Consider the following 23,787-nt stretch of genomic DNA (forward strand, 5'->3'; position numbering starts at 1 on the left):
AAATTATTAATTTTATGTAAGGTTATATGACATTAAATGTGGAAAAGAACCTTCACAACCACGATCTCCATGGTAATGAAGGCTCCTTTTGCTGAAGCTTTCGTCTAAATCACCCGAAACGTCCCTGTCCCCATCGTTCCCAAATTACCCTCACTATCTTCAACTCGGCCTTGGGCGGTAATCATTTTACGTGATTGATGGACAAGTTCTGCTGTCACGAGCAGCCTACCCGCATATAATGGTGACACAAAATGCACATTCAGATTTGTCGTAACAACCTTCTCCTCGGGCCTAGCTATCATTGCAATAATGCCCATTGCCGTATCTAACAATGATGAGGTTACACCGCCATGAACCATGCCAATCGGATTCAAATGATGCGGCTTCGCCTCCAAGGCAATCGTGATAACACCGTCCTTCAAGTCTACAAATTCACAACCCAGAAAGCCCCAGAAGGTGGGCTCCGCTGCTGCTGCGAGTTGCTGCAATTTGCGAATTATACGATCATTTCCATCATCCATTGGACTCCCTCCTTCTTTGTAAGGGCTGCCCCTACGCATGATGAGAAAACACACTTACCGCTTAACTTCTTCCTCTAGTAATTGCCGCCTGAGCACCTTTCCAATCATCGTTTTCGGCAAAGACTGCCTGAATTCAACTTTACGAGGGACTTTATAGGCCGCCAATCGTTCTCTGCACCAGACATCTAACTCTTTTTCCGAGAGCGTCATACCTTCTCTTAGCACGATAAAAGCTTTCACGGTTTCCCCACGGTATTCATCGGGAACACCTGCGACAGCCGCTTCGAGAATCGCTGGATGCTCGTAGAGAACTTCTTCAATATCGCGTGGATAAATATTAAAGCCGCCTGCAATAATTAAATCCTTTTTACGATCAACGATTGAAAAGAAACCATCCTCATCCATGCGTCCCATATCACCGGTATATAACCAGCCATCTTTGATCGTCTTTGCCGTTTCTTGTTCCCGTTTCCAGTAACCCTTCATAATTTGAGGGCCTTTAATAATAATTTCACCGATTTCACCAATCGGCATTTCCTCGCCAGAGTCAGAATCCACGACTTTCGTTACCGTATCCGGAAAAGGAACACCGATGGACATAATTTTACGAAAACCCCAAATCGGATTCGCATGCGTAACCGGAGAAGCCTCTGTTAGCCCGTACCCTTCAATTAATCTACCTCCGGTCAACGCTTCAAATCGCTCTTGAACCTCCAATGGCAGTGGCGCTGAACCGCTTACACAAACATTAATCGAAGAAATATCAACTTCCTTCACCCGTTTATGATTGATTAACGCGACATACATTGTAGGTGCACCTGGGAAAATCGTAGGCTTTAATTTGTGAATCGTATCGAGAATCATATCAATATCGAACTTTGGAATAAGGATTAGCATCCCTGCTCGATACATCGATTGATTCAGTAGAACCGTCAGACCAAAGACGTGGAAACAAGGAATCGCCCCTAAGAAACGATCTCCGCCAGGCTGGACTTGATAACACCAATTGCTCGTCTGATACGTATTGGCAATTAAATTGGTATGCGTTAGCATCACACCTTTGGATAATCCTGTGGTTCCGCCTGTGTATTGAAGCAAGGCAATATCGTCATCTGCGTTGACGTCAACACAGATAGGGGTAGCCGAAGCTGCTCGCAGTAACTTCTTGAATGCATATACGCCATCACCATAGGTAACATCCAGTTTGGCGCCATCCTTTTTCATTTTAATCGGATATAAAAGATTCTTAGGAAACGGTAAATAGTCCTTAATCGAGGTCACGATAACATGACGCAGAAATGTCCGCGATTTCGCCTTCTGTACGCGATCAAATAGCAGATCCAATGTAATAATGACGACAGCTTCCGAATCAGAGAGCTGATGAATCAGCTCTCTCTCGACATAAAGCGGATTCGTCATCACGACAATTCCACCCATCATCAACGTGCCGAAGTACGCAATGATAGCCGAAGGACAGTTCGGCAGCATAATCGACACCCGTTCCCCTGGACGTACCCCAAGATCCATTAACACGTGAGCAAATTGATAAGACGCATGTAGCAATTCGCGATACGATAGCTTTTTCCCCAAGAAATACAAGGCAGGCCGTTCGGGAAATTGATGTGCTGAATCAACCAACAAACGTGCTAGATTATGTTTCGGGTACTCGTAAGTCGGCGCCACTTCCGATGGATAATGACGCAGCCAAGGCTTTGACTCCCTCATACAAAACCATCCCCTTCAGGTTCTTGACTCCCAAGACTCATCCGATGAATTTCTCACCCTGAATTACACGTGCGGCGATGTCGCGCTTCAACCCCACCGTATTGACACTACTGCGTCTAGACAGCTTCTTGAGTATGGATAGTTGAGTCCGAAGCACATCTCCTTCTTCCATCGTACTGAGCGCTTCTTTCGCATATGCCTCAATTTTGTCAAAAGCCTCATGAATAAATACAGTCGTAACTTGAATGGCATTCGTCGCCTTCGCTTCACCAAGTTTGTGAATGAGCTTTTGGGTTCTTAACAGACCACTTTCGGCTGCAAAAATCTGAATCATGATATCCGCAAGGTTGCTTAATACTTCCTGATTTTTCTCGAGAGCCATACCGTATTTCTGTACGGCAAGCCCGCCCACCATGAGGAACACCTTTTTGGCCATCCCGACCAAATGAGTTTCTTCAGCTAATGTACCTTCAAACGTTTGACCTGGCATATAGGCAAGTAACTCACCTTGTAGTGCTTGCGCTTTTTGCAGCAAAGGCAGCTCGCCTTTCATCGCTTTCTTGACTAGTGTACCCGGGATGAGCAGACGATTAATTTCATTTGTCCCTTCGAAAATACGATTAATCCGCGAGTCGCGATAGATCCGCTCTACTTTATATTCTTGGATAAAGCCGTAACCACCATGAATTTGTAGTCCCTCATCCGCAACAAAGTCTAGAACTTCCGATGCAAATACCTTATTAATTGAGCATTCGAGCGCGTATTCTGATATGCCTTTCGCCGATATTTTGCCTGCATCAGGACTGGAATGGTCAATATCCTTGAGGATCGTATCAAATAGGCCAGTCGTCCGGTACACCATGCTTTCCAAGATATAAGTCTGGATATTCATTTCTGCAAGTTTTTTACCAATTAGCGGAAATTTTGAGATTGGTGTTTGGAATTGCTGGCGCGTATTCGCATATTTCACTGCAAGCTCGATCGTCTCCTTGGAAGCACCTAGACAACCAACAGCTAGTTTATAGCGTCCGATGTTCAAAATGTTAAAAGCGATGAGATGTCCTTTCCCGATTTCACCGAGCAGGTTTTCTACAGGCACTTTCACGTCTTCGAAAAATAAAGGGCGCGTCGAGGAGCCTTTGATTCCCATCTTTTTCTCTTCAGGTCCCATCGTAAAGCCTGGATCTCCTTTTTCCACGATAAAAGCGGTAAAGTCTGTGCCATTGATCTTCGCATATACGATGAATATATCTGCGAATCCAGCATTTGTGATATAAAGTTTGGAGCCGTTTAACAAGTAGTGTTTCCCGTCGTCAGATAGACGGGCCGTAGTTTTGGCACCAAGGGCATCTGATCCAGATGTCGGCTCCGTTAAGCAATAGGCAGCAATTTTCGCCCCTGTCGCTAAGTCAGGCAGATACTTTTTCTTCTGCTCTGTTGTACCGAAGAACACGATAGGTAACGTTCCAATCCCAACATGCGCGCCAATGGATAAAGCAAATGAAGAGGCACGTGCTAGGTTCTCACTGATAATCGTAGAGCTAACCTTATCCAAGCCGAGTCCGCCATAGATTTCTGGCACATCCGCCCCAAGCAACCCAAGATCACCGGCACTACGCATGAGTTTGACAGTCAAATCATAATCTAACTTTTCTATATGCTCATCATTCGGCATAACTTCCCCGTTTACGTAGTCACGCGTTGTTTCTGCAATCATACGATGTTCTTCCGTGAAATCCTCCGGTGTTACGATGGAATGAAAATCAAGATCCGATATAACAAAGCTTCCGCCAACGACTTTGTTCGTCATGAGTCAACTCTCCTTATGATTTGGAATGATGATAATGAACACCTATATGAAGGTAAAATGAAATATGAGTGCTGCTTTACTCCGCTGCATGGACTTGAAACACGCCAGCTGCTCCCATACCACCGCCGATACACATTGACACAACCCCGTACCCGCCGCCTCGACGCTGCAGCTCATAGATCAAACTTGTTGACAGCTTTGCACCTGTGCAGCCAAGTGGATGACCCAGTGCAATCGCTCCTCCATTTACATTGACCTTCTCCTCGTCAATTCCCAGCTCGCGAACGATATGAACGCACTGTGAGGCGAAAGCTTCATTAATCTCAAAAAGATCGACTTGATCTTGGGAAATACCTGCCATCTTCAGCGCCTTCGGAATCGCTTTGACCGGGCCAACGCCCATGATTTCCGGCTCCACACCGGAAAGTGCAAATGACAGGAACGTCGCCATCGGCTTCAGCCCGAGCGCTTCCGCGCGCTCACGGCTCATCAGCACGGCCGCAGCTGCGCCGTCAGACGTCTGTGACGCGTTGCCCGCCGTCACAGAGCCCCCCAAGCTGAACGCAGGCTTCAGCTTGCTCAGCCCTTCCACGGATGTATCGGGGCGAACGCCCTCATCCGTGGCAAACACATACTCACGAACGAAGGCTTTGCCTCGTTCGTCCACGCCCTTCACGCTCGTGCTCACCGGCACGATCTCGTCTGTGAAGCGGCCCGCTGCGATGGCCGCCGCTGCCTTCTGATGGCTGCGCGTCGCGAAGCCATCCTGCGCTTCGCGCGAGATGCCGAAACGCTGCGCGACGGCTTCGGCCGTATGCCCCATGCCCATGTACACCTCGGGCATGGTCTCGACCAGCCGCGGATGCGGCGAGAGCTTGAAGCCCGTCATCGGGACGTGGCTCATGCTCTCAACGCCTCCGGCGATGATCACCTCGGCGTGGCCGAGCATAATGCGCTCCGCCGCATAGGCGATGGCTTGCAAGCCGGAGGAACAGAAGCGATTGACCGTGATTGCTGGCACGGTCACGGGAAAGCCCGCATACAGCGACATCGTGCGGGCGAAGTTCAGCCCTTGCTCGCCTTCGGGCATCGCGCACCCGATGATGATGTCCTCGACATCACCCTTGTCGAGACCAGGCACTCGCCGTACGGCTTCTTCGAGTACGGCTTTGCCTAGATCTTCCGCGCGTGTTTGCGCGAAACTACCTTTTTTCGCGCGTCCAACAGCTGTGCGTGTTATGGATACAATGACGGCTTCCTTCATCGAACTCACCTCATTAGGAATAGTTGGGTATCATACTTCACAAATTGTGTTCTCATCCTTTTCGTTATCTTTATCCTCAACCTCATTCTCTCCCCTGCCCCGAAAGGGAACGAGAGTGCGCTATTTCAGCGGAATGAGCTTATTTGGGCGTGAAAGGGAACGTAGGTGCACTATTTACTCGAAATGACGACTAATTACTCGTTTTTGGACCAATTAGCGCACTGTCGTTCCCCTTAACTTCGAAATCAGGGTTAATACTCACAAATAGCGTCTCTACGTTCCCTAACGGAGTTACTCGTGAGGGGTAAGTCAACGCCAGTTTCTTAATTCCTCAAAGCCTTGCCCTTCGAGAGCATATACTGCATCCGCTGCTGCGTCTTGATCTCACCGCATAAGCTCAAAAACGCCTCGCGCTCCAAATCCAGCATATATTGCTCCGTCACCAATGTCCCCGCAGGTACATTCCCACCTGCTAAAACATGTGCCAGTTTATTGGCAATCAGTTGGTCATGCGCACTAATGTAGCCGCCCTTCAGCATCGAGTAGGCACCGACCTGCATAACAGCCTTCCCGTTCTCGCCTACGACACGGATTTTCTCAATCGCAGGTGGCGTATAGCCTGCCGCATCCATCCGAAGCACGGCATGCTTCGCTTCATAAATCCGATGATCCGAATTTACGACTACGGAATCTTGCGCTCGCATATAGCCAAGACGTTTCGTATCATGGCCGCTCGTGGACACCTTCGCCATGGCCACGGTCTCAAATGCCGCATTGATCCATGGCTGCAGATCAACTTCCGGATCTCTTACTTGCTGACTGGCCAACAACGCTAACTCTTTGCAGCCGCCTCCGGCAGGAATGAGTCCAACCCCCGTTTCAACGAGTCCGTAATACGTCTCCGCCGAGAAAATCGTTTGATCCGCTGGCATACATGCCTCTACGCCACCACCGAGCGTCATTTTATGCGGGGCAGCGACGACAGGTTTATCCAGTCTTTTCAGCTTCAGCATGGCGTTCTGGAATAACCGAATGATACCATCCACTTCATCCCACTCGCCGTCCTGAGCTTCCATCAACAGGAGCATTAGATTGGCGCCAACACAGAAGTTTTTGCCCTCATTGGCCACAACCAGCCCCCGATAATTACTACGTACCTCATCAACACTTTGCTGAATCATCGTGAGAATATCGGCCCCGATCGCATTGTTCGGAGAGTTGAACTCCAGGCAAGCTACGTCATCACCAATATCGATTAAACTCGCTCCGCTGTTCGAGCGGATGATTTTGTTCTGCTGCTTGAGAGATGCCAGCGAAATGATCTCTGGCGGCGACTCCACCTCGCGAAGCTCCTCGTTCAAGATCGCGAAGGTCCGACCCTCTTTCCGCTCATAGAAACTGTCATGACCCGCGTCAATCCATGCTTTTACCCACTCGGGAACAGTACTGCCTTCCGCTTCCATGCGTTCCACAGAACGTTTTAGCCCAATCGCATCCCATGTCTCAAAAGGACCCAACTCCCAGTTAAAACCCCACTTGAGCGCATTATCAATATCAACGATTGTTTCCGCGATTTCGTCGCGTTTCTCAGCAGCGTACAGTAGAACCGGCTTCAGAATGTTCCACGCCAGTTCCGAATACCGATCCTTCGCACCAAGCAATGCCTTCAACTTGCCCACAGTTCCCTTCGCCTGTTTGGCAGCCTCCAAGGATGCTGAACTAATTTTGCGACCTGCTGCGTATGCCATAGTCTCTAAATTCAAAGCTTGAATTTCCTTACCTTCCGCCGTTTTCACCTTTTTATAAAAGCCTTGACCTTGTTTCTCGCCAATCCAGCCTTTGGCTACCATCTCTTTTAAAATAGCAGGCGTATCGAAAACTTCCTTCTCCACTGGATCCGTCACGAGATCGAACACATTGTTCGCCACATGTACAAAAGTATCAAGACCAACAAGGTCAAGTGTGCGGAATGTCGCGCTTTTCGGCCGCCCCATGGCAGGTCCTGTAACCGCATCTACCTCTTCAACCGTATAACCTTTGGTCAGCATTTCTCGTAAAGTAATCAGCAAACCGTAAGTACCAATCCGATTACTTATAAAATTAGGTGTATCTTTCGCTTGCACAACGCCCTTACCAAGCTTTTTCTCACAAAAATCACTCATACTCGCGATGATCGCAGGATCCGTTTGCTCATTCGGAATAATTTCCAATAATTTCATGTAGCGCGGAGGATTAAAGAAATGAGTCCCTAGAAAATGTTTCTTGAATACTTCCCCAGCGTTCTCAACCATGGCATTTATGGAAATTCCTGACGTATTCGACGAAACGATCGTACCGGGCTTCCACACCTTTTCAATACGAGCGATAAGTTCTTGTTTAGCCTGTAAATTTTCGATAATGACTTCGACAATCCAATCCACTTGGCTCAGTTTCGCCAAATCATCTTCGATATTCCCTGGCGTGATGCGAGAAGCAAAAGTTTCACTATACAAGGGTGCTGGGTTAGTCTTACCGAGCTTCTCCAGAGCAGTAACAGCAAACCGATTCCGTACTTTGGGATGATCGAGCGTCAAACCTGCCGCTTCCTCTTGTGGTGTTAACTGTTCAGGCACACGATCGAGCAATAAAACAGGAATACCTACATTGGCCAAATGCGCAGCAATACCGGAACCCATTACACCCGAACCGATTACCGCTGCCGTACGAATAGTTGTCATGAGATCATCTCCTTAAAGTTTTCATTAGAAAACTAGCTTCGAAAGCATCACTTTAGTTTTTCGATCGAAAAACTAGCATCATATGCACTACTTTAGTTTTTCGATTGACCGAACACCGATTGTGCAAGAATTTCTGCGATATCTCGTGCTTTTACCTGCTCTTCTACTTCTTTCAGCTTCGTGCCATCCTCCACCATCGTCAAACAATAAGGACACGCCGAGGAGATCACCGTTGGTTTTACACTCAGCAGCTGCTCTGTACGCGCCACATTTACACGAGTACCGGCTGTTTCCTCCATCCACATCATGCCTCCGCCCGCTCCACAGCACATGCTGTTCTCACGAGAACGCGCTTGTTCCACAAGTTCCACACCAGGAATCGCCCGTAACACGTTACGTGGCTCTTCATACACCTCGTTATAACGACCTAAGTAACATGAATCGTGGTACGTTATACGTTCATTGACCTCATATTGCGGAGTCAAGCGTCCATCTTTCACCCAGAGATCCAGCAGTTCTGTATGATGAAAAACCTCTGCCGTTAATCCAAATTCGGGATACTCATTTTTGAACGTGTGGTACGTATGCGGGCATGTTGTAACGATCTTCCCTACCTTATACTTCTGAAAAGTAGCGATATTGTCCGCACACAGCTGTTGGAACAAGAATTCATTCCCCATCCGACGCGGTGTGTCGCCTGAATTTTTCTCTTCGTTTCCTAATATGGCAAAAGAGATACCAGCCTCCTTCATTAATTTCACGAATGCATGTGTAATTTTGCGACTGCGATTATCATAGGCACCCATTGAGCCTAAAAAGAACAAATACTCGAAGGTTGGATTTTCCTTAACAGTTCGCACTTCAAGTTCGTCTTCTGGGTCGACCTCTTTGACCCATTTCACCCGATCATTGCGGGAAATTCCCCAAGGATTGCCTTGTCTTTCAATATTCTGAAGTGCGCGTTGACCATCATGCGGCATACTGCCTTGCGTTAGCACCAAGTGCCTGCGCATATCAATGATTTTATCCACATGCTCATTCGCTACTGGACACTGATCCTCACAATTTCGACAGGTTGTACAAGCCCATAGCTCTTCCTCGGTGATCACGCCTCCGATGAGTTCAACCTCGAGCGGGTTCCCCGTTGATTCTGGTGCGAACACCATGGCAGGAACCCAAGGAGATTTGGAAGTAATGGCCGCCCCCTTCTCCGTCAAATGATCGCGCAGCTTCGTAATGAGATGCATTGGGGACAGCAGCTTGCCAGTCGTATTAGCGGGACATACGCTCGTACAACGACCACATTCCACACAGGAGTAGAAATCCAGCATCTGCTTTTGCGTAAAATCCTCAATCTTGCCAACTCCGAATGTCTCTGCGTCCTCATCCTCCAAATTCAGGGATGCCAGCTTCCCTGTCGGCTCCGTGCGTCGCAGCAAGATGTTTATCGGAGCGGTAATAATGTGAAAATGCTTGGACTGCGGCACATAAATAAGGAAGGACAACAAGATCAACAGATGCATCCACCAGCCTACATAAAAGCCAACTGTTGCCGCTGAATGTGACATCCCTTCGAACATAGCTGCCCAAACCGATGTCAACGGAGCGAAGCCTGAAGCTGGAAGCCCCTCACGAATACGTTCAAAACCACCGCTAATGACGACTGACAACATCAGGAACATGATAAAGAACACAACAATACTTGGCTTCCAGCCTCGCTTAAGGCGTTTAAGCTTCTCGATATAGCGTCGATAGGTCGCGTAACCCATGGCCAGCACGATCAACCCGACCGTCACTTCCTGCATGAGGGTGAAGTAGTCATAACCTGGGACAGGTAACCCTCGGTCAATTAATCCTTTTAAAATAAGGTCCAACGCGCCTAGCTGTAGAATGATGAAGCCATAAAAAATCACGATATGCATGATGCCGCTTTTTTTATCCTTCAATAACTTCGTCTGGCCAAACACTTGAACCATAAACCCCTTGAGCCTTAAGCTCGCTTCCTTCTTCAAATCCACCGATTTCCCCAACTGAATGTATAAGTATCGGTGATACACAACCCGGCCGAACCCGTAGAGTGCCAAACCCGTAACCGTCAGAAAGAGGAGAAACTGAATCAGCGTACCGGTCATGGAGGACCCTCCTTTTATTTAATTTGTTAACACAACATTTTTGTTAACGCTTACATTCATGAATCGCAAAAAAGCAAATTCCGTGAGTCCCTTTTTTTAAAATAAGAGTAGAAACCTGCTTCAATGTGAAGAGTAAGCCGACAAACCTCCTTACATGCTTGGTTAAGCGGAATAAGTCGTTGACAAGGCGTACTGCGTATTTTATGATGAAATTACAAAATGAATGAGTATTCATTCACCGATATTTGTATTCTAACACCGAGGTGATCTCCTTGACAAGTGGCAAAAAACCAGACAAGTATTATGCGATTCTCGAAGGCGCGATGAAAGTATTTGCGGAAAACGGGTTTCATAAATCCCAAGTTTCACGCATTGCCAAAGAAGCCGGCGTCGCGGATGGCACCATTTATCTCTACTTCAAGAAGAAGGAGGATATCTTAACTAGTCTTTTTCAAGAGAAATTAGGCGAGCTTGTCGAGAAATTCAACGCAGCTGTCCGAGAAAGCACGAGCCCGAAGGAGGCGCTGCGTAAAATCTGTGAGATCCATTTTAGTGAGCTGGAAAATAACATTCATATGGCCTACCTCACGCAAATTGAGCTTCGTCAAAGTGATTTGGAGCTTCGTAAAGAGATTGGTCTTGCCCTAAAGAGATATATTATCCTCATTGAAAATATATTAGAAAAAGGAAAGAATGACGGCAGCTTCCGTGCGGATCTGGATGTGAAGCTGGTGAGACTTCTTATTTTTGGAGGTATGGATGAAGTCGTCACCTCTTGGCTGATTTCTGGGCAAAAGTATTCATTAACTGCACAAGTTGGACCTACGCTTGATTTTTTCATTAAAGGAATTGAGTCGTAATGTAAACGTTGGGCAAGCGAGAAAAGGTCTCTATTTCATGTATATTCAGGAGGGAGCTTGGCTATGGACATTTTTGTATTATTGAAGCAAACGTTTGATACAGAGGAGAAAATCGTCTTGCAGAATGGCGTCGTTCAAGAGGATGGCGCGAAGTTCGTCATAAATCCGTACGACGAGTATGCGGTAGAGCAAGCTATACAATTGCGAGATGAGCATGGCGGTAAAGTGACACTTCTATCGATCGGACCTGATCGCACGGCGGAAGCACTGCGAACCGCTCTCGCGATGGGTGCTGACGAGGCTGTTTTGATTACCGATGACCGAATCCTCGGGGACGAATTTGAAATTGCTGAAATTTTAGCCGCGTATTTACGCAGCCAATCTGTCGATCTCTTACTAGGAGGTAACTTCTCCGTTGATAACGGTGCAGGTCAAGTAGCTATTCGTCTAGCTAACCTACTTGGATTGCCTCATGTTGCTTCAATTACGAAGCTGGAAATCACAGGAGAAACAGCACTTGTTCACCGGGACGCCGAAGGCGATATTGAAGTCATCGAGGTACCACTCCCTGCTCTTTTTACAGCGCAACAAGGCTTGAATGAACCTAGATATCCCTCACTTCCTGGCATTATGAAAGCGAAGAAAAAACCTTTCCAGCACTTAACCCTAGATGATATTTCTGGCGCTGATGCCATTCTTGCCAAAACGACACGACTGGCTTTATCCCTCCCGCCTGAGCGTCAAGCTGGTCGCATTCTCAAAGGTGAGCTTGCCCACCAAGTAACTGAGCTCGTTCAAGCACTGCGAAACGAATCCAAAGTGATCTAAATGCACTCGAAACTATAATTACTTAGGAGGCTATATCGATGGCTAAACAATTTCTTGTAGTTGCAGAAGCTCGCAGTGGCAAGCTTCGTCAAGTATCCTTTGAGGCCTTACGTTCGGCGCAGCTTTCTGCTGCTGATGGTGATACACTTGCTGCTGTTATGCTCGGTGGCGCTGGCACGAAAGCGTTGGCTGGTGAGCTCGCTGCTTACGGAGCAGAAACCGTCTATGTAGTCGAGGATCCTCAGCTCGAGAGTTATAGCTCTGAGGCATATCTAAGTGCTTTGTTGGCCGTTACCGCTGTTGCCGGACCTAATGCCGTTTTCTTCGGCCATACAGCGATAGGCCGAGACCTTGCACCATTGACCGCCGCTTCGCTCTCCGCAGGCCAAATCTCTGACGTTACCGCCATCGAACGCAGCGGCGATAACGTCTTGTTCACCCGACCGCTTTACGCTGGCAAAGCGGTCGAAAAGAAAGCGTTTACCGACCCTGCCGCACCATGGGTCGTCACGATAAGACCGAACAACATCGCGCCTGCTTCGCCTGACGCTTCGCGTCAAGCTGTGATCATCGATGTTGCCTATCCCGCTCCTTCCCTGCGCAGTATCATCCGGGAGGTCGTGAAAAAGACGTCCGGCGCCATCGACTTGGCAGAAGCCAAGATCGTCGTCTCCGGCGGGCGGGGCGTGCGCAGCGCCGATGGATTCCAGCCGCTCGAAGAGCTGGCTGCCGTCTTAGGCGGCGCGGTTGGGGCTTCCCGCGGGGCCTGCGACGCGGGGTACTGCGAGTACGCGATGCAGATCGGCCAGACCGGCAAGGTCGTGACGCCGGAAATTTACATCGCGTGTGGCATTAGCGGCGCCATTCAACATTTGGCGGGGATGAGTTCTTCGCGCGTCATCATCGCGATCAACAAGGATGCGGAGGCGCCGATCTTTAAAGTCGCCGACTATGGAATCGTCGGCGATCTGTTCGAGGTCGTGCCGCTGCTGACCGAGGAGTTTAAAAAGCTGCTGGCGTAAACGCAGCAGACGAGTGCAGCCCCCTTCGCAATACGCGAAGGGGGCTGCTTAATAATCATTTCCTCCATTTTCGCCGAACCAAGAAAAATGTCATTCCTATCACAACTACTCCAATTACCGCAACCCAGATAAAGGGCTGCGTGCGTGACAGCTCACCTTCAAGATGAACTTGTTCTGTCGGGAGTTTACCCTCACCTAATACAGCCAGATCCTCCTGCGCTTGATCTAAAGCAACCGTCCGATCGCAAATGATTGTGACAAGCAACTCTTTGTCTCCATACATGGTGGAGGGCTGGGCATATACCAAATATTCCTTACCATTTTCAAATTTAAATCCACAATCCCCGCCACCGCTCCCCGTATGAATAATAATTTGAGATTCAGTGCCACCTTTCCATATACGACTTACGTCGAATAGCGCAGCTTTGGTCATACTTCCGTTTAAGTTTTTTTGCTCCTTCACTTCAAGCACTTTCCCAGAAAAAACAGCTTCCGATCGACTAAATTGATCTTTCACAGTTTGAGGCTGAGCACAAGAGCAAGCATATACATTTGAAGAATGGAAGATCATCATGAAACTTAATCCTAGAACCGTCATAAGTAGGATACTTATTACTCTTCTCACCACAACTCCCCCTTCTAACCCCAACTTCATAACAACTCACACAACTCTTAAACGGACTAGCGTTCCCAAATGTTTCAAGCATAATGTAAATTATTCCCTATCGAACTGATACATTTAGCTGTTTGATTGTTTATTATCGTTGTGCTCGTTGCATCGCCTAGGTTAGGAACTGAATATCATGGGTGAGGTCGTCAACCGCTGCAAATTTCAACAGTTTAGCCCCCTCTACTGCTAATTCATCTTGTTCCTGAGAAGATAAACTCCTGAAGGGTTCAATGGTGAGTGTCGCTGTTCCGCTCCCCCGCTTGATATTCCATATTCCTCTAACAAAGCCGTCAACGAGGATAACTGACCGAATGATGCCGTTCTTGGTGAATACCCGATTTCGATAAGTGTCATCTATAATCCGTGAGCGGTCTGCATGTGACAAGAGGATATTATCAAACTCTCCCAAAAATCGTGGTGGAGCTGCAACGGCAGGGTTGGGTCTCGGTGCATCTGGCAGGTCGAACAATTCATTCCCCTGCTCATCATGAAAACAGATGAGATCAGGACGAAGTTTCTCGAGTACTTCACGCAACCTGGTTAGACCCGACCATGCCTGCATGTCCTTGACTGAAGCTGGGCCAAAGGCGGACAAGTAGCGTTGGATCATTATCTCCAGCTTCGGTACGGAAGAGAGGGACGATCCCAGCCAGAGTTCTGCAGACGTATGCAATGCTTGGCCACTTAGACCCCAGAGTCCGCGAGGCGGCACTTGAACAAGTGGTACCAACGTCCGAATGGCAGCTGCGAGAGCATCCGGATCTCGGTCCGGCCATTCTTCACGTAGCCGCTTGCCTATTTCGCTGAATGTCATTGGCTTCGCTTCAACCAATGCTCGGCCTGCGGCGGCTAGCGCTTGTGCATCTAAACCAGCGAGACTCTTGCCATAGGCACCGGTAAAAGCTCGGTCGTGGACACTTTGCACCAATGGTCGCAATTCCAAACAATCACGAGCTGACACTAAGTGAATTGTAGAGCGCATCATCGCGATGCGCACCGCCTTCCTTTCTTCAATAAGTTGACTCAGTTCTTCCTGTCGAAATTCTTCAAGCCGTGTCCACAAAGCATAGTATGGAGGATTGGGGGCTTGAGCCTGCAAACCAACTAAATGCTCAATGGCTTCAAGCGCTGGCAGATTGACTCTCCTAAGCAGCAATTGTCTCTCGAGCAAAGCGCGGTTCAAAGCGCGTCTTCCAAGAACTGAAGCAGTTTCAAGATTAGCTGCCGTATTGACTGGCTTCTTCTTACCTGTATCCACGCACTCGCCTCCTAAATAAATATCAAAAAATAGTAGGTACCATCCCACCATCCATACGAATCGGAGAACCTTTAAATGCGGAAGCATATGGGCTGCATATGAAGGCAGCTAGTCTTCCGATTTCAATAGGATTGATAAATCGTTGGATTTCAGATTGAGGTAAGATTGTAGACATTAATTGTTTCTCTTTTTCTGAAAAAGTCATATCTTCATTAGGATACATACCCTCAATTATTTGATGTACATTCTCAGAGAGTGTGGGCCCTGGCATGATCGTATTGACAGTAACTTCTGTTCCTCTTGTTAATTTAGATAAGCTCTTTGACAATGATAAGAGCATGGATTTCGTCATACAATACTGTGGCATTTGACCGGAAGGCATCATTGCTTCTTCACTCGCGATGAAGATAATCCGCCCAAAGTCATTTTTCAGCATGTTAGGTAAGTAAAATTTAGATAATCCATTTGCAGCTAGAACATTGGTACGGAAGTACTTTTCCCATATTTCATCATCAATGTCCTCATATTGCATCATTTCATAAATCCCCATATTGTTCACTAAAATATCTATGTCGGGGTATTTTTTAAATAGGGCCTCTCTTTGCATACGATCCACAATATCGGCCGTCGCATTTTGAGGTGAGGTATCCGGGAAATCCGACTTCATTTCTTGAACAATACGCTCTACCACTTCAAAGTTCCGTCCATTAATGAGGACATTCACACCTTCTTTCGCAAGTTCAATGGCTATTGCTTTCCCAATCCCCTTCGTAGATCCTGTAACTAAAGCTGTTTTATTGATTAATCCCATATCCATCGTACTTGTCTCCTTTTATATAACCATCTTGTGCCCGGATAGGGATTATATTACTTGGTCTGGATTGTTCCGTAACTAGCCTATGGCGCCAAAGTTCTTGCATAACACGCCAAATAATCGAAGCTGTACATATTAGTTCTTTGTAGCAAAGGTTACGTTGGCCGCACGCCAATTGGAAGGAGTATCGCCTTCCCACAAGCGGAAGGCGCGGTAGAATGAGTTCTGGTCTTCATATCCAATCAAGAAAGCCACTTCTTTAATTTCGAACGTGGGGTCTGCCAAGTACTCCCTTGCCTGTTCATGTCTAACTTGAGTCAACAGTTGCTGGAAGCTCGTGTTCTCATCTGTAAGCTGGCGCTGCAATGTACGCTCACTCATACCCAACTCCTTTGCGACCGTATGAATGTCGGGGCGTCCTCCGGTAAGGCTGCGTTTCAAGATCCATTTGACCATCTCAGTAACAGATCGTCTACGCTGCTGTTCATCCAAGGTTTGGTCCAGAACAGGAGTGAGCATCTCTAGTAATTCTTCGTTGTACGAAACAAAGGGGCGATCCAAATCTCTTCGATCCAATGTCAAACGGTTACTTTGTGCACCAACCCCGACGCGGCAGCCAAAGTAAGCTTCAAGTGCTTGTACATCGCCCATGGGCTGTGAAAATTCGACGAATCTCGCCGTTAAAGGCTTGCCTGTGCCTCGTCGTCCGAGTTCCAGCAGGTATGCCAGTGTGATTCCAACTAGCATGGATGGACCGGTTTGCTCAGTAGTCAGCCAATTCAGTTCGATTACACAGCTCTCACCCTCCTCGGTGATATGTAAGCTTTCCGGCGGGCACATTTGCTTATAACGAACCATTCGGTTTAGTGCATCACGATAGTCACGAGCATGGTAAGTCGCTAAGACAGACGGTGGGTACTTAGCTGTTTCAAAGGCGGTCACTAGCTTGATAATTCCTTGGGCATTGTCACCTATGAGATCGGAATAAGCCTGCCATATCGCAAAATATTGGGTAGTGGTGACTCCTGTTTCAGTCATAATGGTGAGCGGCAAACGTGCTTGACGAGCTATATCGTGGGGAGAAATCCCCAAGCGACGTAATCCTGCCCAGAATCCTAGCGGGATTTTAATCCGGTCTGAGGTAAGATGCTTCATACATTGGAGCCTCCTTCATTTTACATTAGTTTAACACATTGCCTTTGAAAGTTACCTGTCTCATCACCCTTCTAATCCGCCGCTTGCACTTCTACCCGCAATCCCCTATACTTTTCTACCAATCACTCATTTTTCCAACTAAGGAGCAACGCCTATGTCATTATCACCAAGAGACGTCGTTCAACGATTTTTTCAACTAGTCCGTTCTGGCAAGCAGCCCGATGCAGCCCATGATTACATGGCCGAACAGGTTCTAGCTCATCAAATGACAGCTGAAAATGAAACAACAGTCCATCGGACGCCGACGAATTATGCTGATCATGTTCGCGAAATGCTTGACGCTTATGGCACTTTTCAATTAGAAGTTCAGGAGCTCCTCGCCCAGGAAGATCGTGTCTATGTTCGGTGGAAACAAACGGGTACACATATTGGAGAAGTTGATGGCTTCCCACCTACCGGGAAACCGATTGTCGAAATCGCCAGCGCTGTTTATCGTGTGGAGGATGCAAAAATCGTAGAATACTGGATCCAAATCGACCGTGAAGGCATTCGTGCGCAACTCGAATGGAATGCGAAGTAATAACTAGCGAACTCACACTGTGGCATTTCCAACCATCACCAAAAAAGCTGTTCCCACCAGCCCTCAGGCCGATAAGGAACAGCTTACTTCACTTCGCGATCCAACTATCTAACCTTGCAACAATATCTCCCATTACCTCATCGCGATTAATTTCATTCAACATTTCGTGCCTGCCACCTGGATATAGCTTATAGCTGATATCTTGTATCCCCAGCTTCTCATAGGTCTTAATTAAACTGCGAATACCCTTTCCTTGCCCGCCAACTGGATCATCCTCACCTGAGAAAATATAAATTGGAATCTCCTTGCGAATACGAGCCAAATGCTGGAGGGTATGTATTTCCATTAATCCTTTGAAGAAATCCCTGAAGTATCCCGATGTAAAAATCCCACCGCAGTAAGGATCATTGATGTATGCATCAACTTCACGTTCATCCCGACTCAACCAATCAAACGCCGTACGATTCGGCTTGAACTTCGTATTAAACGATCCGAAAGAGAGTGCGGTCAACAGGACACTCCTAAAATGATCTCCTCGAATTGCTGCTTCCAGCGTCGCTATCCCAATTCCAACTTGTAGAACTGGGCCTTCTTTTCCATTCGAACCGGACAATAGAATCCCTTGAACATGAGTCGGGTATCGCTCCAAATAAGATCCCATGTAATACTGCGTTAAAAATGAACCCATACTATGCCCTAGCATAAATAAGGGTAGATTCGACTCTGCATAACGTGTACGAATTTGTGACGTAATTTGTCCCATTGCATCAGCCATGGCATGAAAGCCATCCTTGCCAAACTTACCCACGGCTTCTAGAGAACCCGCTGTTCGGCCATGTCCCAAGTGATCATTTGCATAGACGGCGTATCCGTTCTTAGTCAGAACATCAGCTAATCGCTCATATCTGGCTGCTGTTTCTGCCATCCCGTGTGCAATCTGCACAATCCCCTTGAATCCCACGTCTTCCGAAGGCAGCCACTCGTACACATAGTGTTTGATTCCCTGCGTATCTTCCCAAATAAAGTGACCTTTACGCATAAGATTCTCCTTCCAAATCTCGCTTCTACTCCTCATTAGTATACGTCTTCTGACGAATGAAAACAGCCCCCATTCCACAAGGCATGGGGGCTGATGATAAATGATAAGTCCAATAATGAATCTAAACTTTACTCTTTTGTTTGTTCGTCGATTTCACCGCTTGTAAGGTGGCTTGTGCTTGTGGCGCAGCCGCGGTCTCAAATCTTTTTCTTTCTGTTTTATCAATCTGTGTAATCTTGCCATCATGAACCACAATTTGTACAGAACCATATTCTAGTCCATCTAAAATTTGCTTAATTCGCTCAACCCAAATTTCGTCTAATTCCAGTGGTTTCGCCATCGTCATGCCTCCATGTCATTTAAATTGTCCAATCATTCCACTCTTTGTTTCGTTTATACGTATAGTTTAGCCAATCTCCCGTTTTCTCCAGCAATTCAGTCGTTGATGGTGTCGTCGAGTACGTATGATTTGCTTGATACACGAGCTCCAGGTCACACTGACCTTCTTTGCGCAGCCAGAACATCTTCTGATATAACGGTGCATAATCGACAGGAATGGTTTCATCTGCTGTTCCATGAAGAACAAATACATCGCCAGTAAATTTACGTAATTGTTCAAACGGTTGATGCTGCGACAAAGATTCGAAGAATCGACTTGTTAGTTTATAACCATGATGATCGATCGAACCACCCAGTGGCAGTTTCTCGTATTCGTTTTTGCCGACGATTCGCATAATATCGTTGTGTGGATGGGCAACAGCCGACCAAAGGACAAGGGTTTTCACGCGATGATCCTTCGCTGCTGTTAAGACTGCCGCGGCACCGCCTAAGCTATGTCCAAGTAGAATAACTCTACTCAGATCCACACAATCAATAGAAACACCATAATCAATCACTCGTCGGGTCTGTTCAATGAGTACATCTAGTCCACCTGCGCCGTAATCCCCTGTACTCTCGCCACAGCCACCATAATCAAAACGAAGTACAAAATAACCTTGTGCGCTAAAAGAACGAGCTGCCTTTACAAAAAGCCGGTCAACACCGATTCGACTCCCGATAAATCCGTGACAAATGATGATCAAGGGCCAACGCTGACAATCGGCTTGAACCGCTGCGGTTTGCTGTGTAGGGTAATGTAATGTTGCGGCTAATTCGACATCGTCGCTTTGAATCGTGATGGCATGCTCCATGCTGGTAACTCCCTTTCATTACTCATATTAATCTTATCTTTTTACTCGGAATTAAAATGTAAACCAATCTTAGCATGGGATGGTACTGGTGTCAATGAGTGTTTTACTTAATTAACCAAACATTTTTCATAAAAATTGTTAAAGATTTTTCTTTCAATGTATCTTCAAATTTCAAAAATGCATTTCTACTATTATAGGAAAAAATAAATACTTAACATCACCTGATTACCCCAAAATTACTTATTGACAGAATAATCCTGGCGCTGTTATAGTCATTTTAATAAAACCAAGTAAGTTGGTATGCTTTATAAGAATAGGTGGTGCTCCATGCGTAACAAGGTTTTTAAAGCGACGGTTCGATCCGTGCTTATAGGCTACTTAATTGTGCTTCTTCTTATCCCCATAGCCACCATCTACGTCAAAGGATTTTCACTAGGCTGGGAACCTTTTTGGAAAGAAGTCACAGGACCTTTAGCATGGAAATCAATTGTGTTAACAGTGAAGTTAAGTATTATTGCAACGGTCATTCAAGCAGTGATAGGAACGATAATCGCCTATGTCCTAGTCCGATATCGATTCCGGGGACAGAGCATTCTTAACAGCATGGTTGATCTTCCTTTCTCACTTCCGACTTCCGTTGCAGGCCTAATGTTCCTCACCCTACTAGGACCACAAAGTCCACTAGGAGCTTGGCTAGACTCGGTAGGAATTAAACTGCTTTACAATCAAACAGCAATTGTTATTGGTTTAGTCTTTGTTACTTTCCCATTTGTAGTACGAACGGTTCAACCACTATTAGAGCAGATTGATCCAGCAGAAGAACAAGCGAGTTTCACACTTGGTGCAAACAGATTCTATACGTTTTATCGCATCGTATTGCCAGCGCTATTGCCTGGTACGATTGCTGGTAGTATGCTCGCTTTCTCCCGATCACTTGCAGAGTTTGGTGCCATCTCCTTGATCTCCGGTAACTTACCCGGTAAAACGATGGTCGCCTCCGTCTATATATATGGTGAAACACAGAACTACAATCCTGAAGGTGCAGCTGCTATCTCACTTGTGCTCCTGACACTCTCCGTCCTGATTTTATGGGGAATCCATTTATGGACTCGCGGAAAGGGGCGGCTAGCATGAGAAAGTTATTGATTGGCATTTCTTTTTTGGTCATATTCCTACTAATCATATTGCCATTCTTAGGGATTACCTTTGGCGCATTCGAAGATGGCCCTGGTGCATTCTTTGATGCACTTGTTCGTCCAGAAGCTCTGCACGCATTAAAGATTTCATTCATTATCGTAAGCATCGTTACCGTGCTCAATGCCATTATCGGAATTTATATTTCCTTAGAAATTGTTAGAGGTTCATGGATTTCACGTTGGTTGAAACCGATCATTAATGCTCTAATCGACTTACCTTTTGCGGTATCACCTGTCATTGTAGGTTTAATGGTGATCTTGATTTTCGGACCCAACACGGCACTCGGTACATTCCTCGAAGATCATAATATGAAAATCGTTTATGCGATTCCCGGGATGGTTATTGCAACCATGTTTATTACCTTCCCGCTAATGGTACGTGAAGTGGTTCCCTTATTAGAAGAAATTGGGACACAGTCCGAAGAAGCTTCCGCTACCTTAGGCGCTGGACCCATTCGCACTTTCTTGCAGGTGACTTGGCCGAGTATTCGCTGGGGCGTTGTGTATGGTTTGATTTTGACGATAGCTCGATCGCTCGGAGAATTCGGATCCATCCTGGTTGTTTCAGGGAATATCATTAATCAAACTCAAACAGCTACGACACTTGTCTATCAAGACGCTGAACAATTCCAGCTCGTAGCAGCCAATAGCGTGGCCTTCGTATTAGGTCTCATCTCCATTACGATTTTATTATCGCTAGAGTGGTTGAAACGAAGAAGCGAAGCAACGAGAAATCATGGAGGAGGATCCCCACATGCACATTGAAGTAACCAACTTAAATAAACATTTCGGAGACTTTCATGCGATCAAAGATGTTAATTTCAAAATAAAAGAAGGGAATCTTGTCGGTTTGATTGGACCGAGCGGCGGTGGTAAAACCTCCATCCTTCGGATGCTATCCGGACTCGAAAGCCCAACTAGCGGTGATATTTATTTCGATGGCAAGCTCGCCACTCACCTTCCGGTTCAAGAGAGAGGCATTGGCTTCGTCTTTCAAAGTTATGCCCTATTTAAGCATATGACCGTTTTTGACAACGTCGCTTATGGGTTGAAAGTACTCAAGAAATCTAAGGCTGAGATTCATGATCGTGTTACTTATCTAGTGAACTTAATGGGTCTCGCAGGTCATGAGCGAAAATATCCGCACCAACTATCCGGCGGACAACGCCAGCGGGTAGCTTTCGCTAGAGCACTAGCACCTGAACCACGGCTGCTATTACTCGACGAGCCTTTCGCCGCAATCGATGCCAAAATTCGTAAAGAGCTTCGCGTCTGGCTGCGTAATTTGATCAACGAGTTCAAAGTAACGACCCTTTTCGTTACGCATGATCAGGATGAAGCGATCGAGGTTGCCGATGAAATCATCTTGGTCCAAGGCGGTAAAATTGAACAACAAGGAAGCCCATGGGAAATATATACGAAGCCTGCCTCATCATTTGCAGCTTCTTTCATTGGCGAATCCAATGTCCTTCCCTCCTATTCACCACTTGTTGGATTCCCTACACTTGCAGATCTCCAACAAGATGGCAAATGGCTTCCTGATGTGAATGTACTTATACGTCCTGAGAACATCGAAGTACGTCCGCACAATGTAAGTCATTTGGCAACAGCTGGTGAAAAAGGCAAAGTAACGCATGTTCACTTCCGCGGCGATTCCTGGTATCTAGAAGTGGATACAGGTAACATCAAGCTTTTCGCTTATCAGCCCGTGAAAGAACGCATTTATCAAGTTGGCGATGAAGTTAATATTCTCATCCACCAGATTTCCGTATTTACCCAAACAGGTACAACCTGGATTGATAATCAGGCCAAACAAGATCCACAGCCTGTCTTCATATAACCAATACCAAATAAGCTTTAGAAAAGAAGGGGAGTTGTTAACCATGAAAAATTTCAAAACGCTTGGCCTAGTTACTGCAGCATTATTCACAGCAAGTATTGCTCTTACAGCTTGCGGATCCGGCTCAACGAAGACTGCTAGCACAAGTGCTCCATCTGCTGCTGCAACGACAGCTGCAACAGCTGCGGCTAGTACAACACCGAAAGCTGATGGCGGAAAAGTAACGATTACAGTCGGTGCTTACTCCATTTTGAAAGATTCCTTTGATGTAATCCTGCCAAAATTCAAAGAAGAATATAAAAAGAAAACCGGCACAACGGTTGAATTCCAAGAATCATATGTGGCTTCCGGTTCACAAGCTACTGCTATCATTCAAGGCTTTGAAGCGGATATCGCTCCACTATCTCTTGAAGGAGATATTCAAAAAATCGTGGAGAAAGGTCTAATTACACATGACTGGAAAAAAACGCCACAAAAAGGATTCGTAACAACTTCTATCGCCGCTATCGGTGTGCGTGAAGGGAATCCGAAAGGCATTAAGGATTGGTCTGATCTGACAAAGCCAGGCGTTGAAGTCCTCATTCCGAACCCAAGCACTTCTGGTGGTGCTAAATGGGATATCAATGCTGTCTACGGTGCTGGTCTCAAAATTTCCGAAGCTGCTGGTAAGCAAGACCCTGCTGTAGCCAAAGATCTTGTAGCTAAAATATACAAAAACATTAAAGTCCTCGATAAGAGCGGCGCAGATTCCCTAGCGACCTTCGATAAAGGGGTAGGCGATGCGATTATTACGTATGAGAATGAACTTGTCGCTCGTATTCAAACTGGCAAGAAATATGTTGAAGTTATTCCACAATACACGACTTCCATTGAAAATCCAGTTGCTATTATTGATAAATATGTAGATAAACATGGTAATCGTGCTGCTGTCCAAGCGTTCTATGACTATTTGTTCTCTGTTGATGCTCAGAAAGTATTCGCTGACAAAGGCTTCCGTTCCGTTCTTCCAGAAGTCGCTAAGCAATACGAGAAAAACTACACAACGCCTCCAGGCCTATTCAATATCGAATACCTAGGTGGTTGGGACAAAGTGAACAAAGATCTTTACGGTAAAGGCGCTATTTGGGAAACCATCCTTGCCGAAGGCGGAGCGAAATAAACAAATT

The 23,787-nt window shown here is 46.5% G+C and carries 21 protein-coding genes; 8 read left to right on the forward strand and 13 right to left on the reverse strand.

What is annotated here, in order from left to right; genetic code table 11:
• Positions 1 to 104 precede the first annotated feature (104 nt).
• The 6 genes from ACSQ8O_RS28250 to ACSQ8O_RS28275 all read right to left on the reverse strand — a co-directional run bounded on the left by ACSQ8O_RS28250 (position 105) and on the right by ACSQ8O_RS28275 (position 10,169).
• Positions 105 to 521 carry a PaaI family thioesterase gene (locus ACSQ8O_RS28250; protein WP_436244397.1) on the reverse strand — a complete coding sequence of 139 codons (417 nt, stop codon included), beginning with the start codon at positions 519 to 521 and terminating at the stop codon, positions 105 to 107.
• A 54-nt stretch (positions 522 to 575) separates the two neighbouring features.
• Positions 576 to 2,246: a long-chain-fatty-acid--CoA ligase gene (locus ACSQ8O_RS28255; protein ID WP_436244398.1), complete on the reverse strand. Its 1,671-nt coding sequence runs from the start codon at positions 2,244 to 2,246 to the stop codon at positions 576 to 578.
• A 37-nt stretch (positions 2,247 to 2,283) separates the two neighbouring features.
• Positions 2,284 to 4,056 carry an acyl-CoA dehydrogenase family protein gene (locus tag ACSQ8O_RS28260; protein ID WP_436244399.1) on the reverse strand — a complete coding sequence of 591 codons (1,773 nt, stop codon included), beginning with the start codon at positions 4,054 to 4,056 and terminating at the stop codon, positions 2,284 to 2,286.
• 76 nt (positions 4,057 to 4,132) lie between these two features.
• Positions 4,133 to 5,320, reverse strand: coding sequence for an acetyl-CoA C-acyltransferase (locus ACSQ8O_RS28265; RefSeq protein ID WP_436244400.1), 1,188 nt, complete (start codon positions 5,318 to 5,320; stop codon positions 4,133 to 4,135).
• 323 nt (positions 5,321 to 5,643) lie between these two features.
• A complete protein-coding gene (locus ACSQ8O_RS28270) occupies positions 5,644 to 8,037 on the reverse strand; it encodes a 3-hydroxyacyl-CoA dehydrogenase NAD-binding domain-containing protein (protein ID WP_436244401.1) in 2,394 nt (797 codons plus the stop codon).
• A gap of 92 nt (positions 8,038 to 8,129) precedes the next feature.
• Positions 8,130 to 10,169: a (Fe-S)-binding protein gene (locus ACSQ8O_RS28275; RefSeq protein ID WP_436244402.1), complete on the reverse strand. Its 2,040-nt coding sequence runs from the start codon at positions 10,167 to 10,169 to the stop codon at positions 8,130 to 8,132.
• A 272-nt stretch (positions 10,170 to 10,441) separates the two neighbouring features.
• On the opposite strand from ACSQ8O_RS28275, the gene ACSQ8O_RS28280 reads away from it, so the two are divergent.
• The 3 genes from ACSQ8O_RS28280 (at position 10,442) to ACSQ8O_RS28290 (ending at position 12,879) form a co-directional block, all read left to right on the forward strand.
• The gene (locus tag ACSQ8O_RS28280) at positions 10,442 to 11,029 is read left to right on the forward strand and encodes a TetR/AcrR family transcriptional regulator (RefSeq protein WP_268796233.1); all 588 of its coding nucleotides are present in this window, start codon (positions 10,442 to 10,444) and stop codon (positions 11,027 to 11,029) included.
• Between the two features lie 63 nt (positions 11,030 to 11,092).
• Positions 11,093 to 11,857, forward strand: a complete 765-nt coding sequence (locus ACSQ8O_RS28285; protein ID WP_236284895.1) for an electron transfer flavoprotein subunit beta/FixA family protein — start codon at positions 11,093 to 11,095, stop codon at positions 11,855 to 11,857.
• 38 nt (positions 11,858 to 11,895) lie between these two features.
• Positions 11,896 to 12,879: an electron transfer flavoprotein subunit alpha/FixB family protein gene (locus ACSQ8O_RS28290; RefSeq protein WP_436244403.1), complete on the forward strand. Its 984-nt coding sequence runs from the start codon at positions 11,896 to 11,898 to the stop codon at positions 12,877 to 12,879.
• A gap of 55 nt (positions 12,880 to 12,934) precedes the next feature.
• On the opposite strand, the gene ACSQ8O_RS28295 is transcribed toward ACSQ8O_RS28290, so the two are convergent.
• From ACSQ8O_RS28295 to ACSQ8O_RS28310, 4 genes are all read right to left on the reverse strand, one after another.
• Positions 12,935 to 13,504 carry a hypothetical protein gene (locus ACSQ8O_RS28295; RefSeq protein WP_436244404.1) on the reverse strand — a complete coding sequence of 190 codons (570 nt, stop codon included), beginning with the start codon at positions 13,502 to 13,504 and terminating at the stop codon, positions 12,935 to 12,937.
• 157 nt (positions 13,505 to 13,661) lie between these two features.
• Positions 13,662 to 14,807: a winged helix DNA-binding domain-containing protein gene (locus ACSQ8O_RS28300; RefSeq protein ID WP_436244405.1), complete on the reverse strand. Its 1,146-nt coding sequence runs from the start codon at positions 14,805 to 14,807 to the stop codon at positions 13,662 to 13,664.
• Between the two features lie 22 nt (positions 14,808 to 14,829).
• The gene (locus ACSQ8O_RS28305; RefSeq protein ID WP_436244406.1) at positions 14,830 to 15,624 is read right to left on the reverse strand and encodes an SDR family NAD(P)-dependent oxidoreductase; all 795 of its coding nucleotides are present in this window, start codon (positions 15,622 to 15,624) and stop codon (positions 14,830 to 14,832) included.
• A gap of 132 nt (positions 15,625 to 15,756) precedes the next feature.
• Positions 15,757 to 16,776 carry a helix-turn-helix domain-containing protein gene (locus ACSQ8O_RS28310; RefSeq protein WP_436244407.1) on the reverse strand — a complete coding sequence of 340 codons (1,020 nt, stop codon included), beginning with the start codon at positions 16,774 to 16,776 and terminating at the stop codon, positions 15,757 to 15,759.
• Positions 16,777 to 16,930: 154 nt separating this feature from the next.
• Between ACSQ8O_RS28310 and ACSQ8O_RS28315 the strand changes: the two genes are divergently transcribed.
• Positions 16,931 to 17,356: an ester cyclase gene (locus tag ACSQ8O_RS28315; RefSeq protein WP_436244408.1), complete on the forward strand. Its 426-nt coding sequence runs from the start codon at positions 16,931 to 16,933 to the stop codon at positions 17,354 to 17,356.
• A gap of 88 nt (positions 17,357 to 17,444) precedes the next feature.
• Here the strand turns inward: ACSQ8O_RS28315 and ACSQ8O_RS28320 are convergent, their stop codons facing one another.
• The 3 genes from ACSQ8O_RS28320 to ACSQ8O_RS28330 all read right to left on the reverse strand — a co-directional run bounded on the left by ACSQ8O_RS28320 (position 17,445) and on the right by ACSQ8O_RS28330 (position 19,585).
• Entirely contained in the window at positions 17,445 to 18,395 is a 951-nt protein-coding gene (locus tag ACSQ8O_RS28320; RefSeq protein ID WP_436244409.1) for a lysophospholipase, read from the reverse strand.
• A gap of 121 nt (positions 18,396 to 18,516) precedes the next feature.
• The gene (locus tag ACSQ8O_RS28325; protein ID WP_056621072.1) at positions 18,517 to 18,735 is read right to left on the reverse strand and encodes a YezD family protein; all 219 of its coding nucleotides are present in this window, start codon (positions 18,733 to 18,735) and stop codon (positions 18,517 to 18,519) included.
• 19 nt (positions 18,736 to 18,754) lie between these two features.
• Positions 18,755 to 19,585: an alpha/beta hydrolase family protein gene (locus tag ACSQ8O_RS28330; RefSeq protein WP_436244410.1), complete on the reverse strand. Its 831-nt coding sequence runs from the start codon at positions 19,583 to 19,585 to the stop codon at positions 18,755 to 18,757.
• A gap of 327 nt (positions 19,586 to 19,912) precedes the next feature.
• Between ACSQ8O_RS28330 and cysT the strand changes: the two genes are divergently transcribed.
• The 4 genes from cysT to ACSQ8O_RS28350 are packed head-to-tail and all read left to right on the forward strand — an operon-like array spanning position 19,913 to position 23,780.
• The gene (gene cysT / locus ACSQ8O_RS28335) at positions 19,913 to 20,719 is read left to right on the forward strand and encodes a sulfate ABC transporter permease subunit CysT (protein WP_436244411.1); all 807 of its coding nucleotides are present in this window, start codon (positions 19,913 to 19,915) and stop codon (positions 20,717 to 20,719) included.
• Positions 20,716 to 21,546, forward strand: coding sequence for a sulfate ABC transporter permease subunit (locus ACSQ8O_RS28340; RefSeq protein WP_436244412.1), 831 nt, complete (start codon positions 20,716 to 20,718; stop codon positions 21,544 to 21,546). Before cysT ends, ACSQ8O_RS28340 begins: the two co-directional genes overlap by 4 nt.
• Complete coding sequence (locus ACSQ8O_RS28345) at positions 21,536 to 22,621, forward strand: ABC transporter ATP-binding protein (protein WP_436244413.1); 1,086 nt, start codon at positions 21,536 to 21,538, stop codon at positions 22,619 to 22,621. The genes ACSQ8O_RS28340 and ACSQ8O_RS28345 overlap by 11 nt, the downstream gene beginning before the upstream one ends.
• Positions 22,622 to 22,664: 43 nt before the next feature.
• Entirely contained in the window at positions 22,665 to 23,780 is a 1,116-nt protein-coding gene (locus ACSQ8O_RS28350; RefSeq protein ID WP_436244414.1) for a sulfate ABC transporter substrate-binding protein, read from the forward strand.
• Positions 23,781 to 23,787 lie beyond the last annotated feature (7 nt).

The sequence above is a fragment of the Paenibacillus sp. LjRoot56 genome (genome assembly GCF_964253335.1).
In the GTDB taxonomy this organism is placed as follows: domain Bacteria; phylum Bacillota; class Bacilli; order Paenibacillales; family NBRC-103111; genus Paenibacillus_E; species Paenibacillus_E allorhizoplanae.

Coding starts and splice junctions, on each gene's coding strand:
- ACSQ8O_RS28285 (WP_236284895.1), top strand. CDS start 11,093: ATGGACATTTTTGTATTATTGAAGCAAACGTTTGATACAGAGGAGAAA.
- ACSQ8O_RS28265 (WP_436244400.1), bottom strand. CDS start 5,320: ATGAAGGAAGCCGTCATTGTATCCATAACACGCACAGCTGTTGGACGC.
- ACSQ8O_RS28310 (WP_436244407.1), bottom strand. CDS start 16,776: ATGAAGCATCTTACCTCAGACCGGATTAAAATCCCGCTAGGATTCTGG.
- ACSQ8O_RS28350 (WP_436244414.1), top strand. CDS start 22,665: ATGAAAAATTTCAAAACGCTTGGCCTAGTTACTGCAGCATTATTCACA.
- ACSQ8O_RS28290 (WP_436244403.1), top strand. CDS start 11,896: ATGGCTAAACAATTTCTTGTAGTTGCAGAAGCTCGCAGTGGCAAGCTT.
- ACSQ8O_RS28345 (WP_436244413.1), top strand. CDS start 21,536: ATGCACATTGAAGTAACCAACTTAAATAAACATTTCGGAGACTTTCAT.
- ACSQ8O_RS28325 (WP_056621072.1), bottom strand. CDS start 18,735: ATGGCGAAACCACTGGAATTAGACGAAATTTGGGTTGAGCGAATTAAG.
- ACSQ8O_RS28340 (WP_436244412.1), top strand. CDS start 20,716: ATGAGAAAGTTATTGATTGGCATTTCTTTTTTGGTCATATTCCTACTA.
- ACSQ8O_RS28250 (WP_436244397.1), bottom strand. CDS start 521: ATGGATGATGGAAATGATCGTATAATTCGCAAATTGCAGCAACTCGCA.
- ACSQ8O_RS28275 (WP_436244402.1), bottom strand. CDS start 10,169: ATGACCGGTACGCTGATTCAGTTTCTCCTCTTTCTGACGGTTACGGGT.
- ACSQ8O_RS28330 (WP_436244410.1), bottom strand. CDS start 19,585: ATGGAGCATGCCATCACGATTCAAAGCGACGATGTCGAATTAGCCGCA.
- ACSQ8O_RS28260 (WP_436244399.1), bottom strand. CDS start 4,056: ATGACGAACAAAGTCGTTGGCGGAAGCTTTGTTATATCGGATCTTGAT.
- cysT (WP_436244411.1), top strand. CDS start 19,913: ATGCGTAACAAGGTTTTTAAAGCGACGGTTCGATCCGTGCTTATAGGC.
- ACSQ8O_RS28320 (WP_436244409.1), bottom strand. CDS start 18,395: ATGCGTAAAGGTCACTTTATTTGGGAAGATACGCAGGGAATCAAACAC.
- ACSQ8O_RS28270 (WP_436244401.1), bottom strand. CDS start 8,037: ATGACAACTATTCGTACGGCAGCGGTAATCGGTTCGGGTGTAATGGGT.
- ACSQ8O_RS28315 (WP_436244408.1), top strand. CDS start 16,931: ATGTCATTATCACCAAGAGACGTCGTTCAACGATTTTTTCAACTAGTC.
- ACSQ8O_RS28305 (WP_436244406.1), bottom strand. CDS start 15,624: ATGGATATGGGATTAATCAATAAAACAGCTTTAGTTACAGGATCTACG.
- ACSQ8O_RS28255 (WP_436244398.1), bottom strand. CDS start 2,246: ATGAGGGAGTCAAAGCCTTGGCTGCGTCATTATCCATCGGAAGTGGCG.